At 35.4% G+C, this 19,860-nt stretch carries 22 protein-coding genes; all 22 read right to left on the bottom strand.

Features of this window, described 5'->3' with window-relative positions; genetic code table 11:
* Positions 1 to 21: 21 nt before the first annotated feature.
* The 22 genes from murD to BR52_RS02970 all read right to left on the bottom strand — a co-directional run bounded on the left by murD (position 22) and on the right by BR52_RS02970 (position 19,815).
* A complete protein-coding gene (gene murD / locus BR52_RS03075; RefSeq protein ID WP_034569049.1) occupies positions 22 to 1,404 on the bottom strand; it encodes a UDP-N-acetylmuramoyl-L-alanine--D-glutamate ligase in 1,383 nt (460 codons plus the stop codon).
* 16 nt (positions 1,405 to 1,420) lie between these two features.
* A complete protein-coding gene (gene mraY / locus BR52_RS03070; protein WP_034569047.1) occupies positions 1,421 to 2,386 on the bottom strand; it encodes a phospho-N-acetylmuramoyl-pentapeptide-transferase in 966 nt (321 codons plus the stop codon).
* Between the two features lie 54 nt (positions 2,387 to 2,440).
* A complete protein-coding gene (locus tag BR52_RS03065; protein WP_034569044.1) occupies positions 2,441 to 3,916 on the bottom strand; it encodes a UDP-N-acetylmuramoyl-L-alanyl-D-glutamate--2,6-diaminopimelate ligase in 1,476 nt (491 codons plus the stop codon).
* A gap of 19 nt (positions 3,917 to 3,935) precedes the next feature.
* Entirely contained in the window at positions 3,936 to 6,101 is a 2,166-nt protein-coding gene (locus BR52_RS03060) for a penicillin-binding protein (protein ID WP_034569043.1), read from the bottom strand.
* The gene (gene ftsL, locus BR52_RS03055) at positions 6,098 to 6,475 is read right to left on the bottom strand and encodes a cell division protein FtsL (RefSeq protein ID WP_034569039.1); all 378 of its coding nucleotides are present in this window, start codon (positions 6,473 to 6,475) and stop codon (positions 6,098 to 6,100) included. Before ftsL ends, BR52_RS03060 begins: the two co-directional genes overlap by 4 nt.
* Positions 6,476 to 6,504: 29 nt before the next feature.
* Positions 6,505 to 7,458, bottom strand: coding sequence for a 16S rRNA (cytosine(1402)-N(4))-methyltransferase RsmH (rsmH, locus tag BR52_RS03050; protein ID WP_034569037.1), 954 nt, complete (start codon positions 7,456 to 7,458; stop codon positions 6,505 to 6,507).
* A gap of 17 nt (positions 7,459 to 7,475) precedes the next feature.
* The gene (mraZ, locus tag BR52_RS03045; RefSeq protein WP_034573446.1) at positions 7,476 to 7,907 is read right to left on the bottom strand and encodes a division/cell wall cluster transcriptional repressor MraZ; all 432 of its coding nucleotides are present in this window, start codon (positions 7,905 to 7,907) and stop codon (positions 7,476 to 7,478) included.
* A 257-nt stretch (positions 7,908 to 8,164) separates the two neighbouring features.
* Complete coding sequence (locus tag BR52_RS03040) at positions 8,165 to 8,539, bottom strand: DUF3397 domain-containing protein (RefSeq protein WP_034569034.1); 375 nt, start codon at positions 8,537 to 8,539, stop codon at positions 8,165 to 8,167.
* 153 nt (positions 8,540 to 8,692) lie between these two features.
* Positions 8,693 to 8,872, bottom strand: coding sequence for a 50S ribosomal protein L32 (gene rpmF / locus BR52_RS03035; RefSeq protein WP_034569032.1), 180 nt, complete (start codon positions 8,870 to 8,872; stop codon positions 8,693 to 8,695).
* 75 nt (positions 8,873 to 8,947) lie between these two features.
* On the bottom strand, positions 8,948 to 9,508 hold the full coding sequence (locus BR52_RS03030; protein ID WP_034569031.1) for a YceD family protein: 561 nt from the start codon (positions 9,506 to 9,508) through the stop codon (positions 8,948 to 8,950).
* A 188-nt stretch (positions 9,509 to 9,696) separates the two neighbouring features.
* Complete coding sequence (locus BR52_RS03025) at positions 9,697 to 10,881, bottom strand: nucleotidyltransferase (RefSeq protein ID WP_034569029.1); 1,185 nt, start codon at positions 10,879 to 10,881, stop codon at positions 9,697 to 9,699.
* A gap of 21 nt (positions 10,882 to 10,902) precedes the next feature.
* A complete protein-coding gene (gene recQ / locus BR52_RS03020; RefSeq protein ID WP_034569028.1) occupies positions 10,903 to 12,675 on the bottom strand; it encodes a DNA helicase RecQ in 1,773 nt (590 codons plus the stop codon).
* A 108-nt stretch (positions 12,676 to 12,783) separates the two neighbouring features.
* Positions 12,784 to 13,521, bottom strand: coding sequence for a class I SAM-dependent DNA methyltransferase (locus BR52_RS03015; protein ID WP_034569026.1), 738 nt, complete (start codon positions 13,519 to 13,521; stop codon positions 12,784 to 12,786).
* A 1-nt stretch (position 13,522) separates the two neighbouring features.
* On the bottom strand, positions 13,523 to 13,912 hold the full coding sequence (gene rsfS / locus BR52_RS03010) for a ribosome silencing factor (protein ID WP_051915615.1): 390 nt from the start codon (positions 13,910 to 13,912) through the stop codon (positions 13,523 to 13,525).
* Entirely contained in the window at positions 13,894 to 14,481 is a 588-nt protein-coding gene (gene yqeK, locus BR52_RS03005; protein WP_034573443.1) for a bis(5'-nucleosyl)-tetraphosphatase (symmetrical) YqeK, read from the bottom strand. Before yqeK ends, rsfS begins: the two co-directional genes overlap by 19 nt.
* Before the next feature lies 1 nt (position 14,482).
* On the bottom strand, positions 14,483 to 15,118 hold the full coding sequence (locus BR52_RS03000; RefSeq protein ID WP_034569021.1) for a nicotinate-nucleotide adenylyltransferase: 636 nt from the start codon (positions 15,116 to 15,118) through the stop codon (positions 14,483 to 14,485).
* Between the two features lie 12 nt (positions 15,119 to 15,130).
* Positions 15,131 to 15,451: a ribosome assembly RNA-binding protein YhbY gene (gene yhbY, locus BR52_RS02995; RefSeq protein ID WP_034569019.1), complete on the bottom strand. Its 321-nt coding sequence runs from the start codon at positions 15,449 to 15,451 to the stop codon at positions 15,131 to 15,133.
* Positions 15,452 to 15,501: 50 nt separating this feature from the next.
* The gene (gene yqeH / locus BR52_RS02990) at positions 15,502 to 16,635 is read right to left on the bottom strand and encodes a ribosome biogenesis GTPase YqeH (RefSeq protein WP_034569016.1); all 1,134 of its coding nucleotides are present in this window, start codon (positions 16,633 to 16,635) and stop codon (positions 15,502 to 15,504) included.
* Positions 16,625 to 17,158 (bottom strand): YqeG family HAD IIIA-type phosphatase, encoded by a 534-nt coding sequence (locus tag BR52_RS02985; RefSeq protein ID WP_034569014.1) that lies wholly within the window; start codon positions 17,156 to 17,158, stop codon positions 16,625 to 16,627. Before BR52_RS02985 ends, yqeH begins: the two co-directional genes overlap by 11 nt.
* Before the next feature lie 232 nt (positions 17,159 to 17,390).
* Complete coding sequence (gene lepB / locus BR52_RS02980; RefSeq protein WP_051915614.1) at positions 17,391 to 17,981, bottom strand: signal peptidase I; 591 nt, start codon at positions 17,979 to 17,981, stop codon at positions 17,391 to 17,393.
* A gap of 228 nt (positions 17,982 to 18,209) precedes the next feature.
* On the bottom strand, positions 18,210 to 18,551 hold the full coding sequence (locus BR52_RS02975; protein ID WP_152877412.1) for a rhodanese-like domain-containing protein: 342 nt from the start codon (positions 18,549 to 18,551) through the stop codon (positions 18,210 to 18,212).
* A 145-nt stretch (positions 18,552 to 18,696) separates the two neighbouring features.
* Positions 18,697 to 19,815, bottom strand: coding sequence for a YqgU-like beta propeller domain-containing protein (locus tag BR52_RS02970; protein WP_034573437.1), 1,119 nt, complete (start codon positions 19,813 to 19,815; stop codon positions 18,697 to 18,699).
* Between the last annotated feature and the right edge of the window lie 45 nt (positions 19,816 to 19,860).

Raw genomic sequence — 19,860 nt, 5'->3', positions numbered from 1 at the left:
GTAAGGCTTTTTAATAAAGCATTACTCCTCCTGTTCTTCAACTTCTTCAATCAATTGATCAATTGCATTGATAAACGCATCGCCACGAACTTCAAAACTACGGTATTGATCCCAACTAGCGCACGCTGGAGATAATAAAATAATTTCTTCCGGTTCACTTAATTCATACGCAACTGGGACTGCTGCTTCAACGTTTTGAACATGTTGAATGGTTTTAACTCCTGCTTCAATACCTGCTGCTTCAATTTTACTAGCTGTCTCACCAAAAACAATGAGCGCTTTGACGTTTTTTAAAGCTGGAACAAGTTCTTCAAAGCCATTTCCTCGATCCAAGCCGCCGGCTAATAAGATGACCGGTTTACTGAATCCTTTTAATGCATTTTCAGTTGCTAAAATATTCGTTGCTTTAGAGTCATTATAGAATTTACGTTGTTTAAACTCCGTCACAAATTGTGTCCGATGTTTAACACCTGAAAAATTCGTTAATAACTCTACAATGTTTTCATTGTTTTGTCCTACTAATTTTGCAACCGCAATTGCAGCCAACGCATTTTCAACATTATGCTCACCTGGTACGACAATATCATTTTTATTCATAATAGCTTCATCTTGATAATAAATCATGTCATCTTTTACATAAGCGCCATTTTTTAAACTCTCTTTTCTTGAGAATGGAATAATTTTTGCTTTACTTGTTTTAGACAATTCACGCAACTCTTCTTGATCCCAATTTAAAATTAAATAGTCATCTGCTGTTTGATTTTCAGTAATACGCCATTTGGCTGCTACGTATTCGTCTCGTGAGCCATGATAATCAATATGGGCTTCAAAAATATTGGTGATGACAGCAATTTGTGGTCGTAATGTTTTAATTCCCATTAATTGGAAACTTGATAACTCAATCACGATTTCATCATCTTTAGTTGCTGTTTGAGCAACTAAACTAGCTGGTGTCCCTATATTTCCTGCAACATAAGCATGACCATTTTTACGGTTATGATTTAAAATTTCAGCAATCATCGTGGTAGTTGTTGTTTTCCCATTAGTTCCAGTAATGCCGATAATTTTACTTTCAGCAACTTCATAAGCTAATTCAACTTCTGTAATAACAGGTATTCCTTTTTCAATTGCACGATGTACAATTGGGTTGTTATACATGATACCAGGATTTTTTACAACTAATTCAAAATCCTCATCTAACAATTCAACTGGATGTCCGCCTGTTACAACCCGAATTCCTGATTCTAAAAGTTCTTGCGCTTCTGGGTTTTCTTCAAAGCTCTTATAATCGTTAACGGTAACTAATGCGCCTAATTCATGCAACAATTTAGCCGCGTTCACGCCACTCATTGCTAAACCGACAACCAATACTTTTTTATGTTCGTAAGCTGTTACTTTTTTCATTCTAAAAAGCCTCCTGTTAAAGAATAATCACTAGTGCTAAAGCGGCTGCAACTAAACCAACAGCCCAAAATGTTAAAACAACACGCCATTCACTCCAACCACTCATTTCAAAATGATGATGGATTGGACTCATTTTAAAGACACGTTTACCAGTTAATTTGAAGGATGTTACCTGAATCATAACGCTTGCCGTTTCAATAACAAAGATTAATCCAATCAATAGCAATGACCATTCTTGATGTAACAGAATAGAAACAGCTGCTAATCCGCCACCTAATGCTAACGAACCAACATCTCCCATAAATATTTTTGCTGGTTTTTTATTAAAGAAAAAGAACCCAACAAGTCCACCAATTACAGCTAAACAAAAAATCAAAATATCTGTTTGACCTTGTTTAAATGCTAAAACGGCATACGCACCATAAGCAATACTTGCCGTGCCTGCCACCAAACCATCTAAACCATCTGTTAAATTAATTGCATTTGAGAAACCAACTAACCAAACAATAACAAAAACAGCATACAACCACCCAATATTCACTTCACCAAAAAACGGAAGGTACAATAATGTATCTAAGCCTTCTATTCGGTATACAGCAAAAAATACAATACCGCCAATAATTTGACCGATTAATTTTTGTTTAGATGTCAAACCAAGATTTCTTTTTTTAAAGACTTTGATAAAATCATCTAAAAAACCTAAAATACCGTAAAGAACTAGGATAAACATTAGCAACCCTAAAGATATCGTTAAGGATTTTTGCCAAATGCCAACCCAAACACTCGTAATAACAATGGCGATTAGGAAGACTAAACCACCCATTGTCGGTGTTCCAGTTTTCACTTCATGCCATTTTGGACCGTCTTCTCTTGTTGTTTGTCCTAATTGTTTCATTCTAAAATAACCAATAAATATTGGCATCGCCATAATTGTTAGTGCAAAACCACTGACAACTGGCATTAACATTTCTGTCCAATGCATGTTCAACCGCTCCTAATTTTCAGTGACGACCATCACTTTTTTAAAGATTCTCTGCTACATTTCATGAAATTTCAAAATCGCTTTTTCTGCTTCTTCAACATCATCAAAATGATGTTTCGTTGTACCAATAATTTGATAATCTTCATGCCCTTTACCTGCAATCAGCACCACATCATTCGGTTTTGCTTGTTGAATAGCTGATTCTATTGCTTCACGACGATCTACCATCAGCTGATATTCCTCATCTACAAGTTCACTTACTACATCTTTTAAAATTAAAGTTGGATCTTCTGTTCGAGGATTGTCAGAAGTAAAAATAACATGATCTGCAAAATCCATTGCCACTCGTGCCATTTTAGGACGCTTCGTCTTATCACGATCGCCTCCACAACCAACTACACAATAAACTTCTCCTACTTTAAATTCATTAACTGTTTTTAGCACATTTAATAATCCATCTGGAGTGTGTGCATAATCGACAATTACAGCAAAATCTTGGCTACCTTTCACAAGTTCAAAACGACCACGAACGCCACGAACGGATTCAAGTGATTGAATAATACTTGAAAGCTCTAATCCCGCTGCAAAAGCAGCTGCCATTGCTCCTAAGACATTTAAAACATTAAATTTCCCTACTAATTGTAGGGATACTGGATAACTTGAACCTTGAAAATTCAAGTCAAAGCTTGTACCACGATTAGTAATTTGAATATTTGTTGCTTTAAAATCTGCCTCTGATTCGATCCCATAGCTAATAACAGGTGCTGCAGTCATAGAAACATAGCTTCTTCCAACTGGATCATCTGTATTTAAAATAGCGAACTTAGGACGATCTTTTTGGTACGTATTGCCTAGTTGTGAAAACAATAAGCTTTTGGCATGGGCGTACTCTGCCATTGTATGATGAAATTCTAAATGATCTTGGCTTAAATTAGTAAAAACCGCAATATCAAAATTCGTTCCCCAAACGCGTCCTTGTACTAGCGAATGAGAGGAAACTTCCATCGCACATGTTGTCACGTTTTTTTTACGCATCTCACGAAACGTCTTTTGTAAGGTTAGACTATCTGGTGTAGTATTTTTTGTTTCAAAAATCTCATCACCAATTCTGCGATACATCGTTCCGATAACACCGGTTACTTCGTGATGATCTCTAAAAATTTGATCAATCAAGTGAGTAATTGTTGTTTTGCCATTTGTTCCTGTTACACCAATCAATCTCAATTCATCACTAGGATGCTCGTAAAAAGCATCTGCCAAAATCGCCATTGCTCTCATTGTATTAGGCACATAGACAACCGGAACTGAAACGTCGATTGGTTCACTTGCAACGATTAGAGAGGCTCCGTTTGCTACAGCTTCTTGAGCGAAATCATGCCCATTAAATAACGCACCTTTGATACAAATAAATAGCGATCCGACAGTTATTTCACGATTATCTTGAGTTAAATGCGGAATATCTAGTTCTTTTGGAATTTCTTTTTCAACTGTTTTTAAAGTTAAATTGGCTACTAAATCAATAGCGTTCATTATTTCTCACCTTTTCTTCTTATCTAGGCGGAGCTAAGGTAACGTTAATTTCAGGCACACCTTCCATGTTAGCATTTTCTGGTAAACTCTGAGTTGTTACAAAGCCATCTCCATCGATTTTAAATTTTTGACCGGTTATTTCTGATACTTTAAGAACGTCATTTTTTGACCATCCTGTCATATTTGGCATCGTCATCGCTCCGTTTGTCAATAGCACTACTTTTTGACCTGCCAAAATAGTTGATTCTGGTAGAGGTAATTGCTGTACTATTGTATCACCATTTCCGATAATCGTCACATTTAATTTTTTATCTTCTAATGTTTTTAATGCTTCTTCTTTTGTGATGCCTGTTACTTTACTCATCTCAACCTTGTTAGAATCACTATCATCCGGTTGATTGCTTAAATCTTGGTATTGTAATGCTCTTTTCATAATTGGGTTAAAAACATCTGCTACCATCCGTCCGCCTGTAACTGTGCCATCATATTTTTGTGGTTGTTTCATTGTAACATACAGCACTAGTTCCGGATCATCAGCTGGTGCCATTCCTACTACTGAGAAAATGTAGTTGTTGTCTCCTGTATAATATTTTTTTGTATCAGGATTTACAATTTCGGCTGTTCCGGTTTTAGCAGCAATTTTATACCCGTCAATTTGGTATGCTTGACCTGTTCCGTTTTCACTGTATACCACATTTTGCAAGTAGTCCAATTCTTTTTGTGCTGTTTCAGGAGTAATTGGTTCCCCTACTACAGTTGGCTTTGTAATGGTTTGCTTGCCTGTTTTTGGATCAACTGTTTTATCTACAAAATAAGGTTTCATCATTTTTCCGTTGTTCGCAATCGCGGAATAGGCTTGCATCATTTGAAATGCTGTAACGGTAACCCCTTGACCGAATGCTGTATTTGCTTTTTCTAATGGCCACTCATAAGGATTGCTTCCGGTACTTTCATTAGGTAAACCAGAATTGGTTGACTTTCCAATTCCAAAGGCATCCATGTAATTTTTCCAGGTTCCTTCTCCCATTTGTTCCATTAAATTAACAAAAGCAACGTTACTTGAACGCTCTAATCCTTCTAAATAACTAATTTGGCCCCAGCCAACTTTGTTATGATCTCGAATTTCTCCACCTTCAACTTTTTTAACTCCAGACATAAAGGTCGCATTCGGATTGAATTTCCCTTCATTAAGTGCTGCCGCTAATGTTAAAACTTTCATGGTAGATCCAGGTTCAAATGTATCTTCTACTAATAAATTTTGCCAAAATGATAGGTCTTCCAATGTTTCTGCATTGAATGAAGGTCGCTGAGAAGCAGCCATAATAGCCCCAGTTTTGGGATTCATTAGTATTGCCGTCATATTTTTAGGTGCATATTTCTCATTTACTTCTGTCAGCGTACTTTCCATAAAGACTTGCATCCGATTATCTAGAGTTAAATAAACATCTTTGCCATCTTTTGGTTTTACTTCTTTTGGTTTTGAATTTGGCAATGAATACCCAAAAGAATCTTTCTTGTACTCAATTTTTCCATCTGTACCTTTTAAGATGTTGTTGTATGCTTGCTCAGTTCCCATAATACCGTCTAAAATATCATTTTTTATTTCGCCTGTTTCAGTATTTTTATCAACTTGTGCCAACCCAACTAGATGAGAAGCAAAGGTTCCGTTTGGATAAAAGCGGGTTGTGGTTTCATCAAAAACCAAACCAGTTAATTTATTTTTATCAATGTTGCTTTTAATTTCATAACTTAAATTTTTCCCGGCATTTCCAAATTCAACTTGATCTACGTTTGGAGTATTTAAACGCTCTAAAATTTCTTCTTTACTCATATTAATATTTTGGGATAACACTTCAGCTGTTTTTTCTTTGTCTACAACATGATTCGGATGTTCCTTATCTTTTGACCATTTATCGGTTAAAACAGCCACTAACGAATAAGAAGTAGCATCTAATGCAACCGGTTTTCCACCTATATCATAGATAGTCCCACGTTTTGCCTTCAGTACACTACTTCTCGTATAAAGTTCATTTACTTTCTTCGACAGATTCTCACCGTTAATTTGTCCTTTAACCATAATGTAAGAAAATCGACTAATGAACACTACAAATAGCAACGCTGTAGTAAAAAATAGAATGACCGCAATTTTTTTTCGGTTTTTTTGTGGATTTTTACTATTTTTCATTTCGAAACATTCCTTACATTATTTTCATTCATTTTCAACCCTGCCGCTCCTGCAATACTATAGACACGATCATATCTTGATAGCTCTTGAACCTCTTGATGTAAATTCTCATTTACTTTTGAAATATCCGCAATTTTCGTTGTCGTATCTTGCAATGAGCGATTGGTAGTAGCAATTGAGATTTGCATCGTGATACACGCTGAAATCAACGCAAAAGCAATGATCGCAACGGCTCCCAGCAAGGCTTTTTCAAACTTTGTTATACCAGCTGTCCTGGGAGCAGGCATATGTATGCTTGTTTGATCAGGAATACTTGGGGATCTCTTTGGAATATCAACTTCTAGTTCTCTTGCTAAACTGCTATTTTGCGCCATATCGCTTTCTTCCCTTCTATTCGCTCATTTTATTTTTTTATCTGTTTTTCTGCAACACGTAATTTTGCGCTTCTTGATCGATTGTTTTGTTCCAATTCTGCTTCACTTGGTAAAATTGGTTTACGTGTGATAATTTTCAATTCTGGTAAAAATTCTGTTGGCAACACCGGCAATCCTTTGGGTAAATCTGGCATTGCAGCATGTTCTTTATAAATCGATTTCACAATTCTGTCTTCTAATGAATGGAATGATATTACGCTGATTCTGCCACCAACTTTTAGTAACTCAATAGCACTTTCAAGAGAATCTTCCACTGCTGATAATTCATCATTCACTGCAATTCGAATCGCTTGAAATACTCGCTTAGCAGGATGTCCACCTTTTCTTCTAGCAGGTGCAGGAATAACTTCTTTAATAATTTCAACTAATTCCCCTGTGGTTTCAATGGGCTTTTCTTCACGTACCGCTTCAATTTTTCGTGCGATTTGTTTAGAAAATTTTTCTTCACCATATCGGTAAAAAATACGAACTAGTTCATGATAAGACCATGTATTAACTACTTCTTTAGCTGTTAATAGGGCATCTGTATCCATTCGCATATCAAGAGGTGCATCTTGATGATAACTAAATCCACGCTCTGCTTCATCCAGTTGTGGAGAGGAAACACCTAAATCGTAAAGCACACCGTCAATTTCAAAAACTCCTAAATTATTCAAGTCTTCTTTAATCTCTCTGAAATTTGACTTTACAAAAGTAACCATTCCTTTTTCTACAAACGTAGCTAATCTAATTTTTGCGTTTTCAATAGCACGTTCGTCTTGGTCAAAAGCGTATAAATGTCCTTCTTTTCCAAGTTGTGATAATAAGTATTCGCTGTGTCCAGCACCGCCTAACGTACAGTCTACGTATATGCCATTTGGTTTTAGATTTAAGCCGTCTACTGTTTCATGTAACAATACGGTTTCGTGATTAAATGTTGTCATTTGTTTTCCCGCCCTTTTTAAAATCCAAAGTCGATCATGCTTTCTGCAATCTCATCAAAACTTTCTTCTGCTTCTTCTGAGAATTTTTCCCATCTATCTTGACTCCATATTTCTATTCGGTCAGAAACACCAATAACATGGCATACTTTTTCTAGTTCTGCATGTTCTCTTAACGTTTGAGGAATATTGATTCGTCCTTGCTTGTCTAATTCGCACTCTGTTGCTGCGGAATAAAAAAACCGAGTAAAAGCACGAGCATCTTTTTTTGCAAGTGGAAGTTGTTTTAATTTTTCTTCAAGTGTAGTCCATTCTTTTTCTGGATAACCAAACAAGCAACCATCCATCCCTCTTGTAATAATGAACTTTTCGCCTAAATCTTCACGAAATTTGGCTGGCATAATCAATCGACCTTTTGCATCGATATTATGTTTAAATTCACCCATTAGCATGTCTACACTCACCCCACTTTCAAGATACATTTTCAGTCTACCACATTGCCCCACTTTCCACCACTAATAACTTAAAATTTAAGAAAAAATAATTAATATATCATACTTTTGACATAATAATCCTAAAAATAAAGAGTTCTGCCATTTTTTAGAAAGTGGGGGCCTTTCCCAAAATTTCTTCAGTTTAGGAAATATTTATCAAACAAAAAAAGCATTTCTCCAAAAATCAGGAAAAATACTTTTAATAATACTACTAATTAGATAAAGGTGGTCACTAAATTAATAATCACAAGAACATAATATACGAAAAATGAACTTATAAAAGTGAATCGCCAAAAAATTTTAAAAAATTGACTGTATAAAATTTCACCCTTTTTTACAGCTAGCATAATTAAAATAGCAATACCTACAGCTAAAATAAAAATGGCAAAATAGGGAAACCAACTCACACTAAATGACAAACGACTTAAAATATGGATTCCTACAAATAAAAATGGAACTAATAAATCAGGCGCTTTTAGATTCCACTTTAAAACCAGTAAACCTTTATGTATTAATTTTCCTAATCCCCAGAGTAAAAAAATTGGTAAAAGATAAAGAATCACTTCTTCGATGGCAATCGGCAACTTCATATCTTTCCCTCCCTTTGGTTATTTTTTGAATTTCATTCTCTATTGTACTACGAACTTTAGAAAATGCAAAAATAAAAAACAAAATCCCTTTTGAGCCATGGTCTCAAAAGGGATTTAACAAATTATCTCACGGAATAAGATGAAATGTTTGTATTAAGCTTCTTTGCTTACTACTTCTTTACCGTCATATTGCCCACAAGCTGGACATACATGGTGGCTCTTTTTCAATTCGCCACAGTTAGGACATGGGTTCATGCCTGGAACTTCCAATTTGTAATGAGTACGACGTCTATTTTTTTTAGCTTTTGATGTTCTTCTAGCTGGTACTGCCATGATCTACACCTCCTTATAAGGATTGCTTTTTGCTATTTGCCTAGGGTTATAGTTAAAAAGCGATTTATTCCAATCTTACTCTTGGTTGTCACGAGATTCGTCCGGAAACAAATCTGCTAAACCAGCAAGACGAGGATCCACGTTTTGTGTTTTTTGTTCTTCAATCCGCACTTCATACATTTCTTGTGAAATTACTTCCCAATCATTTCCAGAAGGCAGTTCATCACTTTCTTCTTCTTCAGGCGTAAACACCTGCATTGGCAAGTTCAAAAGAATAATATCTTCTACAGTTTCTGTCAAATCAATTTGGTCTTTATCTAGATAAATGACCGTCTCGTTTTTTTCATCTTCTGCAAAATCGGTTACGTCTTTTGGAACATAAAGTTCGTTAGCTTCAATCAACATTGGAACCGAAACTGGTTTTAACGAACGAGATGAGGGTAATGTAATTACCAACGAAATTTCCAAACGGGCGATAATTTCATCTTGAACAATTAGTGTACCTTTAACGGTAACAGGACTAATGTCTAAGATTTCACTTTCTCTTACCATTATGGATTCTTTCAAATCAATCTCTTCAGAAAAAATTAGCGGTTCATTGCGATATTTTTGCAATTCTAATAATGACCATTTCATTTCCATCACTCCTAAAGCAACAAAGGTAATTATACTAGTTGTAACCACCTTTGTCAATGTGTTTTACCTTACAGCTTAATTCTTTTGTAGCTTGGTTTTCAATTTGTTTTCATAATGAATGTGATTTATCATTTTTTTATTCGATTTACTTAAATCTGCCGATAAATTCATTAGGTTAACTTTTTTTATCATTTTTTTCTAATAGGATAACGACGATAATCCTGATTTATTTTTTGATCTATTTTTCCCATTTGGTACACCAATCCAGCTCGGATATCAAGCTCAACAAGATGTTGATTTTTTTGATTGATATTTGTAAGCAAAGGTATTTCTAGCTGTTTTTTCTTAATTTTCAAGTATTCTTGGCCCTTTTTAGTAAATCCTAAAACGCGAATGGCTTCAACTTGTTTAACTTTCTCAGCCATCTCTACTTTTGTTAAATTTAATAAAATATAACAAAAGAGGCGCTGTATTTTCACCCAAGTCAAACGTTTGCTTTTAATCAATTGAATAAATTCATTAAAAGCAAAGGCTTCTTTCACTTTTTCTTTTAATCGAAATTCTAGGCCTTCATTCACTTGATAAATACCACGTAAATCGCTTAATGACATTGTTGTTAAGCGATATTTTAGCAATTCCCAATAATTTTCCCAGTCAACATATTCTGTTGTAGAAATAAATTGAAAAACATCTTCTGGTACCACTTTTTGAATTTCTTTAAATGAATCAGACGGATTGAACAATTCTTTTCGAATCGCCGTAGCGCTTGCGATTGTTTTTTCTTCAATAGACTCATCATGAAATTGTGCAAGGTGTCGTTTCACTGTTTTAATTTCCATTGAGGATTGAGCTTTAATGATTTCTTTTGCGTAACTAAACCCTAACATATTGTTTGGTTGCATTAAATCAATTGAATGGGTTGGGAAAACACTTTTTATTGCTTGATTCATTTGAACGGGATAACTTGAGCCATTGTTTTTAAAATTTTGAAATGCCTCATCAATAACTACTCGCTTTTCTTCTACTTGATTAGCTAACCTTTTAAAATCAGTTCCCGTTCCTTCTTCAGAGCCAAAGCACAGACTATCACATTTTAATGCTTGGAGCAACGCCACGCCGCCCTTAGCAAAGTAATCCGCTGACTGAACACTAAATTGGACGGGCAACTCAACCACAAGATCCGCTCCGTGATTTAAAGCCATTTCTGCTCTTGTCCACTTATCAAATAAAGCAGGTTCCCCACGCTGTAAAAAATTCCCACTCATTACTGCAATCAAAACATCGCAATTGGTTGTTTTTTTTGCTTGCTCTAAATGATAGAGATGCCCGTTATGAAAAGGATTGTATTCAACAATAACACCACAACTCTTCATTCGCTTGCTCCTCCTTTTTGTTTAGCCCTTAACTGCTTCCGCCTTTTTTAATGCGTCTAGGAAATAAGCTCCATATTTTTCAAGTTTATTTTCACCAACACCTTTAACAGTTAACAGTTCAGTATCTGTTTGAGGCAATTTCTGACACATTTCTCGTAGACTTTCATCTGAAAAAATAATGTACGGAGGAACTTTATGTTCGCTTGCTAAGAGACTTCGAATTCCTCGTAACTCATCGAATAACGCATCATCCACAGCTACTTTTTCAGCCACTTGTGCTTGTTTCCGACTTACTTTTAACTCTCCTTTTAGTACTGATACACCCGTATTTGTAATTTTTAAAATAGGAAATTGACCATCTGTTGGGGCTAAATATTTTTCTGCTGTTAAGTAATCAATCAGTTGTGTGACTTCTTTTTGAGGCATCCCTTTCATTAATCCATAGGTAGACAATTCTTCAAAATCCCACTGTTTCATTTTTTGATCTTTTGAACCAGTCAAGACTTTCATGATCATCGCTTTGCCAAAGGTTTCACCCATCCGTTTTACACAAGACAATACTTTTTGAGCTTCAAGCGTAATGTCTACCTCATCACGATCATCTAAACAGTTGCTACAACGTTCACAGTCTTCACAATCTTCTCCAAAGTAACGAACAATAAAACGTTGTAAACACATTTGAGTTGAACCGTATTGAGCCATTTCACGCAGTTTTTTGTATTCATATTTTTTAAGGGACTCTTCCATTTCAGACTGGTCAATAAAAAATTGCTGAATCTGCATGTCTTGGGGTGAAAACAGGAGGATGGCATCACTGTCTAATCCATCTCGCCCAGCTCTTCCAGCCTCTTGATAGTATGCTTCAATATTTTTTGGTATTTGATAATGAATGACAAAGCGCACGTTGCTTTTATCAATTCCCATTCCAAAGGCATTTGTTGCTACCATTACCGTTACTTTATCATAAAGAAACTTCTCTTGCGCGTCATTTCGTTCGCTTTCTTTCATCCCACCATGATATTTCCCAGCTTGAATCCCTTTGGTTAACAATAATTCATAAATACGTTCAACTTCTTTTCTTGTGCTTGCATAAACAATTCCTGATTGTGTACGATTAACTTTTAAATATTCTAATAAGAAGCGATTGCGATCTTGTCCTTTTACAACTTGAAAGGCTAAGTTTTCTCTTGAAAAACCTGTTTTAACTCGATTATCTGGTGCAATTCCTAGTAAGCGCAGTATGTCATCTGAAACAACAGGCGTTGCCGTCGCTGTTAAGGCTAAAATCGTGGGCCTTGGATGGATGCTCTGCAATGTCTCACATAACGAAAGGTAACTCGGTCTAAAATCATGTCCCCATTGAGAAATACAATGGGCTTCATCGATTGCAATAAACGGTACCTCTACAGACTGCATTAAGTAAAAAATTTCTTCTGTTTGGAATCGTTCTGGCGCAACGTATAACAACTTATATTCACCATTACTTGCATTTTTTAATCGTTGATGCATTTCTCCATTTGAAAGTGTACTGTTAATATAAGTCGCAGGTATCCCTAATTCGAGAAGGGCGTCCACTTGATCTTTCATTAGAGAGATTAATGGAGATACTACAATTGTCAATCCATTAAATAAGAGTGCCGGAATTTGATAGCAAATTGATTTGCCGCCACCAGTTGGCATAATCGCTAAGGTATCTTGTCTAGCTATGACTTTATCAATCACATCTTGTTGTCCTACTCTAAATTCTGGATACCCATAAATTTCTTGTAGAAGTTGAACGGCCTCTTCATTCATCCCTCAGAGCCCTCCTTTCCTTGTATTATCTGCTGTTTAAGTAAAAATTCATTTTTCTTTTAAAAAAACAGAAAAATCGGGAATGATTTTTCCGTTCGTTCGTCTGATTTATTTTTTAGAACAGGTAAAGAACCAACGGGTTGTTTGATCTGTTACTTCTTGAGTTCCAAATTCTCCACTGACTTTGACTTGACTAAAACCAGCTTGTTTCAACAGTTGTAAGTATTGTTCTAATGGATAGGTCCGTTCCTTATGACACTCATCGAAACGTTCATAGCTATCTAGTTCTTCATCGTAAACAAAGAAAGTTAAATCGTGTTCAATACTATGTGGCACTTCGCCTTCATAACTTTGCCATAGAAAACTAATTTCTTGTGAGGCATCATTATACATATATCCAGGAAAAACTTCATCCATTTGATAAACAGAATGTACATCAAATAAAAATTGCCCTTCTGCTGGTAACAAGTTCGCCACTTCATTAAAAACTTTTCCAACTGCAGCTTCATCTGGCATGTAGCAAATAGAATCTGAAAAACAAGTAACAACGTCGTATGTGCCGATTTCAGATAAATCCAGCATGTCGCCTTCAATTAAAGGCAATTTCACACCAGCATTTATAGCCCGTTCATTCGCTAAGGTCAACATGTTTTCAGATAAATCTAGACCTGTTACATCAAAACCTGCTTGTTTTAAGGTGACGGCTAAGGCACCTGTTCCACAAGCTAATTCTAATATTTTTTGGTCTTTTGTTGCCACTTGCTGTTTGACAAATGAAAGCCATTTTTCATATAACGAGTCATCCATAATGGCATCATAAACTTGTGCAAATGTTTGATAACTCATCTTAGTCAACCATTTTTGAGATATCAACTAATGGAGCGTCACTCCACAATTTTTCTAAATTATAAAATGAACGTTCTGAGTAATGGAATACGTGAACAACAACGTCTCCTAAATCAATCAACATCCATTTAGCTGAGTCTCTTCCTTCGATACGCTTTACTTCTACTTTAGCCATTTCTTCTTGATCGACAATTTCGTTTACAATTGCTTCTACTTGTTTTTCACTGTTTCCGTGCATCACTACAAAATAATCTGCTAGAATTGAAATGTTGCGCACGTCCATCGCCATGATGTCCTCTGCACGCTTGTCGTCTGCTGCTTTTACGGCGATTTCTAAAATTTCTTCACTTGATATTGTCAATTGATTTCCTCCTATGATTTGGCAACCCATGTATTGTAAGTTGCAATGGTTTGTGGGTAAATTTTGGTATTTTTTTCAATTAAATAGTGTAAAGTATGTTTTGTTTCAAAAGCAACAGCCTCATCTAAATTACGAATCGCAATTTCTCTAGCTTCTGCTACTCCTGGAAAGTCGCGATTAGGTTCGATAAAATCTGCTACATAAATAATTTTATCCAACAACGTCATCTCACTTGCTCCTACCGTATGCTTACGAATGGCATCTAAAATCAAGTCATCCTGAACACCTAGTTCTTTTTGAACTAAAAATGCGCCCACTGGACCATGCCAAATCTCGCTTCCGTAATTGAGCAAATCCAAGTCAAAGCCTTCTTTACGGATTAACTCTTGCATTTCATCGCGATCGCGCTCTTTTGCATAGTCATGAGTCAGCGCAGCTATACTAGCTGCCTCAATGTCTGCTTCGTATCGACCGGCTAACGCAATCGCCATTTCTTCTACGCCTAAAACATGTTTGAAACGGCGTTCACCCATTTGCATTTGAACGCGCTCAAGTAGTTCGACACGACTCATTTTTAAATAGTTAGTAGTGTATTCCATCTTATTTGTCATCTTGATACAGCCCCTTTTCTTTAATATAAGTAAGAGTTTTTTCAGGAATCAAATAATGAACTGGGCAACCTAATTCAAGTTTTTTTCGAAGATCTGTTGAGCTGACATCAATCGCTGGTACGTCTACCCAAATGATAGGATAAGGACTATCGGTTCCATAATTTGGTCGTTTCACACCAACAAACTGGACCAATTGAATCAATTCGTCAATACGATACCATTTTGGTAAGTATTCAACCATATCGCCACCAATAATAAAATAATAGTCGATTTCAGGATGTTCTTTGGTTAATTCAAGTATCGTATCAAAGGTATAGCTTTTTCCACCACGAAGGATTTCTCGCTCTTCTAGTTCAAATAGCGGGTTGCCTTCAATTGCTGATGCCACCATTTTTAAGCGATGAGTTGCATCTACTGCTTCTTTTCGATCAATGTGTGGTGGCTCAGCATCCGGCATAAAGTAAATTGTATCTAATCCTAATTGGTGCCCTACTTGATCGGCAATTACTAAATGACCAATATGAGGTGGATTAAACGTTCCGCCAATAATCCCTACTCGTTTACGCTGCTCAACGAATGGTTCTGCTTTTGTCATCACGATTGTTTGATTTTTCAATGAAATCACCTAACCTTTTGATTAATTAGCTTTCACTCTAGGAAGTCGACTTGAAATGCGTTGGTATTTTTCTTTTGTTGATGGTTGGAATAAGACGATCACGCGTCCAATAATTTGAATGGCATCACAGCCAACTGTTTTTTCGATGGCAGCTGCTACTTCAGTAACTTCTTCATCTGTATTTTGCAGTAAGCTAACTTTTAAAAGCTCTCTTTTTTCTAAAGCTTCGCCAATTTGTTTCATCATTTCATCACTTAATCCGCCTTTTCCAACTTGAAAAATAGGGGTTAAGTGGTGCGCTTCGCTTCGTAAGAAACGTTTTTGTTTTCCTGTTAAATTCATGCTTTCAACTCCATTAAGTCGCTTTTGTACGACTTTTCTATTTTAATTTGTTAAATCAATGATTTACGAATCACAACACTAACGCCTTTTGGCGCCCAACCAGCTACAACTGCACCTGGTTCGTTAACCGTTACCCAGCCTAGACCAGCAAAGACAATATCGCTTTTTTCTTTGACAGAAAATTCAAAACGAACCAACTCAGGGAAGCTTTCCACTTCTTCTTGACGAGGGGGTTGCAACATTCCTCCCACATGATTTGCATACAATTCATCGGCTTTTTCAAGCTTTGTACGATGAATTTTCAAATCATTTGATAAGAAACAAGTGAAGGATCTACGCCCACCTTTCAAGTAATCAAAACGCGCTACTCCACCAAAAAACAAGGTTTGCTCTTCGTTTAATTGGTAAACCATTGGCTTAATTTCTTTTTTAGGAGCGATCAATTTTAGATCTTTATCTCCTAAAACGTGTGCCATTTGGTGACGATGAATAATTCCTGGTGTATCAATTAAATTTTTCCCATCTTCTAATGGAATCTCGATACGGTCAAGGGTTGTTCCTGGAAATTGTGAAGTCGTAATTAAATCTTGTACGCCAGCTGTGTTTTTGATAATTTGATTAATCAAGGTTGATTTCCCAACATTGGTTACCCCAACTACAAATACATCACGGCCTTTACGATGTTTTTCAATGGTTTCTAGTAGGCTATCCATTTCTTTTGCTTTCATTGCACTTGTTAAAATGACATCTTCAGGGCGTAGTCCTTCTTCAAAGGCACGTTCTTTTAACCATTGGGTCATTTTGCCACGTTTTAATGATTTTGGTAACAAATCAACTTTATTTCCTACTAGTAAAACCGGATTGTTTCCAACAAAACGATGTAGTCCAGGAATCAAGCTACCATTAAAATCAAAAATATCAATCACATTCACAATTAACGCATCTTTTGTGCCGATTTCGTTTAATAATTTTAAGAAGTCGTCATCGGTAAGTTTAACGTCTTGAATTTCATTGTAATGTCTTAGTCTAAAACAACGTTGACAATAGACTTCACCGCTCTCCAACCCTTTTTCTAATGCCGAAACCGGAGTGTAGCCTAGCGCGTCTTTATCAGTTGTTTGAATAATTGCTCCACAACCAATACAGCGGATTTCTTCATTTAAATCTAATTCGTTATTCTCCATCAATTGTATTCCTCCAATTCATTTCTGGATGTTTTTTCAATAAGTAGTTCATAATCTGTCTTTCCATCAAACGGTTGAACTTTGTATTCCACGCATCAGTCGTTACAATTGGCTTAACTAACACATTTTGAATCTTAGCAGCGTTTGCACCACGGATGTCCGTCATGATTTGGTCACCTACCATCAGAATTTGTTCTTTTGGTAAATTCAATTTTGTTTCTGCTTCTTTAAAGCCTTTTGTCAATGGTTTCATTGATCTTGCAACATAATCAAGACCTAATTGTTCCACCACTCGTTCGATTCGAGCCGCTTTATTATTTGAAACAACAATCACAGGAATATTAGCTGCTTTCATTTCGTCAATCCACCCTAAAAGTTCAGCTGTTCCATCTGGGTTGTTCCATGCAATCAACGTGTTATCTAAATCAGTTAGTACCGCTTTGAAATTGCGTTTTTTTAATTGTTCTGGTGTAATTTGATAAATGGCTTCCACCATCCATGTTGGTTTGAATTTAGTAAACATAGTTTCTCCTTAGCAATAAAATAGGAGCACTAAAAAATCAGTACCCCACCACTTTTCTTATCTTGTTAATTATACGCTATTTTCTAAGAAATTTCACCTATTTAATTTATTCATTTTATTGTGTTGTTGTTTCTCTCGCCATTTTCTACTTTAATTAGGATTCTCGTCTTCAATGATACCGCTTCATTCATCGAAAAAACAAACCCATCACAAGGACGGGTTTGTTTTTAGGTTATTCAGCTTTGTCAATTCGACCAAAGGTTGTAATTGGCCAAATTCGATAATCAGCAACTCCTTGAATATCGTCTGCATCAATATAGCCAATCATACGACCATCTTTTGAATTTTGACGGTTATCTCCTAATACTAAATACTTACCTGCTGGAACTTTTGATACCCCACTAATTTGCTCTAATGTAAAATCAGTTGTTAAGTTTTCGCCAGTCGGAAGATTTGCTTTAAATTCTTTTAAATAAGGTTCATCATAATTTTTCCCATTAATGGTTAGGATATCATTTTTATAGCTAACCTCGTCCCCAGGCAATCCAATCACTCGTTTTACATAGTTTTCACTTGGGTTATCTGGTGCTGGAAAGGTAACAATATCAAATCGCTTCACTTTTTCCATTTTTAGTAATAAGATGCGGTCGTTATTTTCTAAAGTAGGATTCATCGATTCGCCTTTAACAATGACCGGTGTAAAAATAAAGGTTCTTAATAGCATTACAATTCCCAACGCCACAACTAAAGTCATCAAGGTACTTAAAATTTCTTTTTTTACTGAAATGTTCTTTTTAGTTTTCTTTGTTTTATTTGTATTCATAAAAAAATAGGCTCCTTCAATTACAATTGATTTTGTTCTATTATATCAAATTTTAATAAAAATAGTTGCTTTTTTTATTTTATATTTTCTATATCCATAGAAAATAGAGGAATAAAAACAAGTATTAGTATAAATCTTAATAAATTCTACATGATTTTAATTGTATTATTTTGTGTGTTGTAACTAAAAATAAAAAAAACCTTATCAACAAGGTTTTTTATTTGAGACTTATTTCTTTTTAATTTTACCATTCCAGTTTTGATACCCATCTTTTAATCGATAGATTTTTGTGTACCCTGCTTTACGTAACTTAACTGCCGCACGGCCACTCATTGATTTTTTTTGATCGTATAAATAAACGGGAATATCTTTTCTAATTTCTACCATTCTCGTTTTAAAACCTGAATACGGAATATTACGAGCACCTAAAATATGACCTGCATCAAATTCTGGTTTTTCACGAACATCAATCACTTGGACTTTACGCATATTTTCTCTGAATTCTTCTTCAGTTAAAATAACAGCAGCCCGCTTACGATTAAAATGTTGATACACTTCATAACCAATCATTCCTAATAAAATGATCGCTAAAATAATGTTAACAATTAAATTTCCATTCACGTTGTTTTTCCCCTTTCATCAATAACCTTCATTGAACAATTCTACACAAGAACGTTGCAATTTACCACCTATTTTTTGAGAAAAACCAAAGATTCTATTTAATCGTTCCTTTATCTTTTAATAAAGAGTAAATTTTTTGGTTATCAAGATTGATAATATTTTCAAATCGCCATCCATAGAGCAAGGATTTTCCATCTGGCGAGATTAAAATCGGAGCATTATCTGGTAACTCAACAACAGACTCAACTTTACGCTTGTCAAAGTTTAATTTAGCTAAATGAAATTTTCCAGCTTTTAATTCTAAATGAACGGTTTCTTTAGGTAGAACCCCATAGATAGCTGATTTCCGCTCTAACTGAGTCAAATAAGGAAACACTAACCGATCGTTCATCGTCATTTTTGGAACTTCTAAAAAGCCTTTGTCTACCATAAATGGATACTGATAACTTAATAATAAATCATTGTCGTTAAAGTCAGACGGAGTGAACATCACTAATGAGTCTTGATTTAAGTAAAACCCTGAAACTTGACTCCTTAAATGCGTACTTTCACCTGTTCGGATATCCCCTAGGTAAAGCTCTCCTTTTTTTAGCAAGAAATCATTTTGATTATTAACATATACATAAAGATTTTCTGAATACCAAACAGGATTTAACGTGTCACTAGGGACTTCTTTAGTTGTATTTTTTGCAATATCCCAATCGCTTACCACAATCTTGTTCTCATTTTGATAATAAGATAAAAAGATTTGATCTAACGAAACAGGATTCCAACTAACATTTAAATATCCCATGGTATCAACCCTTTTAGTCTGCAATTTTTCACCCGATAAATTAATAATTTGAATTTCACTGTCCTTATCGTGAGCTATTTGAATAAATACTTTTGTTTGATCTGGTGATAAAAGAGCAATTAAAATCAATGCATTGGGCTGATAAATAAGATGTAGTTCCCCTGTTCTGACATTAAATCGATATAAAACATCTTTAAATTGATAACCACAGTGAATCAAAACCTCATCCTTATTTAACCAACCAATCACTTTTTTAAAACTGTCTGTTTCAATTGGAATTTTTTTTAAAGTCACTGCTTCTTCACACTGAGTCTTTTTTGTGTCATCTGTTTTTTTAGTAGTATGACAACCAACTAAAAAAAGGCTAATCAAAAGAAACAAAAATAAAACCTTATAGCCATATTGCTGTTTTTGCCTCATATAGATCACCCAATGTCTCCTACTTTTACATAGATATTTTTTGAA

The organism is Carnobacterium divergens DSM 20623 (assembly GCF_000744255.1).
Lineage (GTDB): Bacteria > Bacillota > Bacilli > Lactobacillales > Carnobacteriaceae > Carnobacterium > Carnobacterium divergens.
Note: the sequence above shows the minus strand (reverse complement) of the source record. Positions and strands in the feature narration are given on the sequence as shown.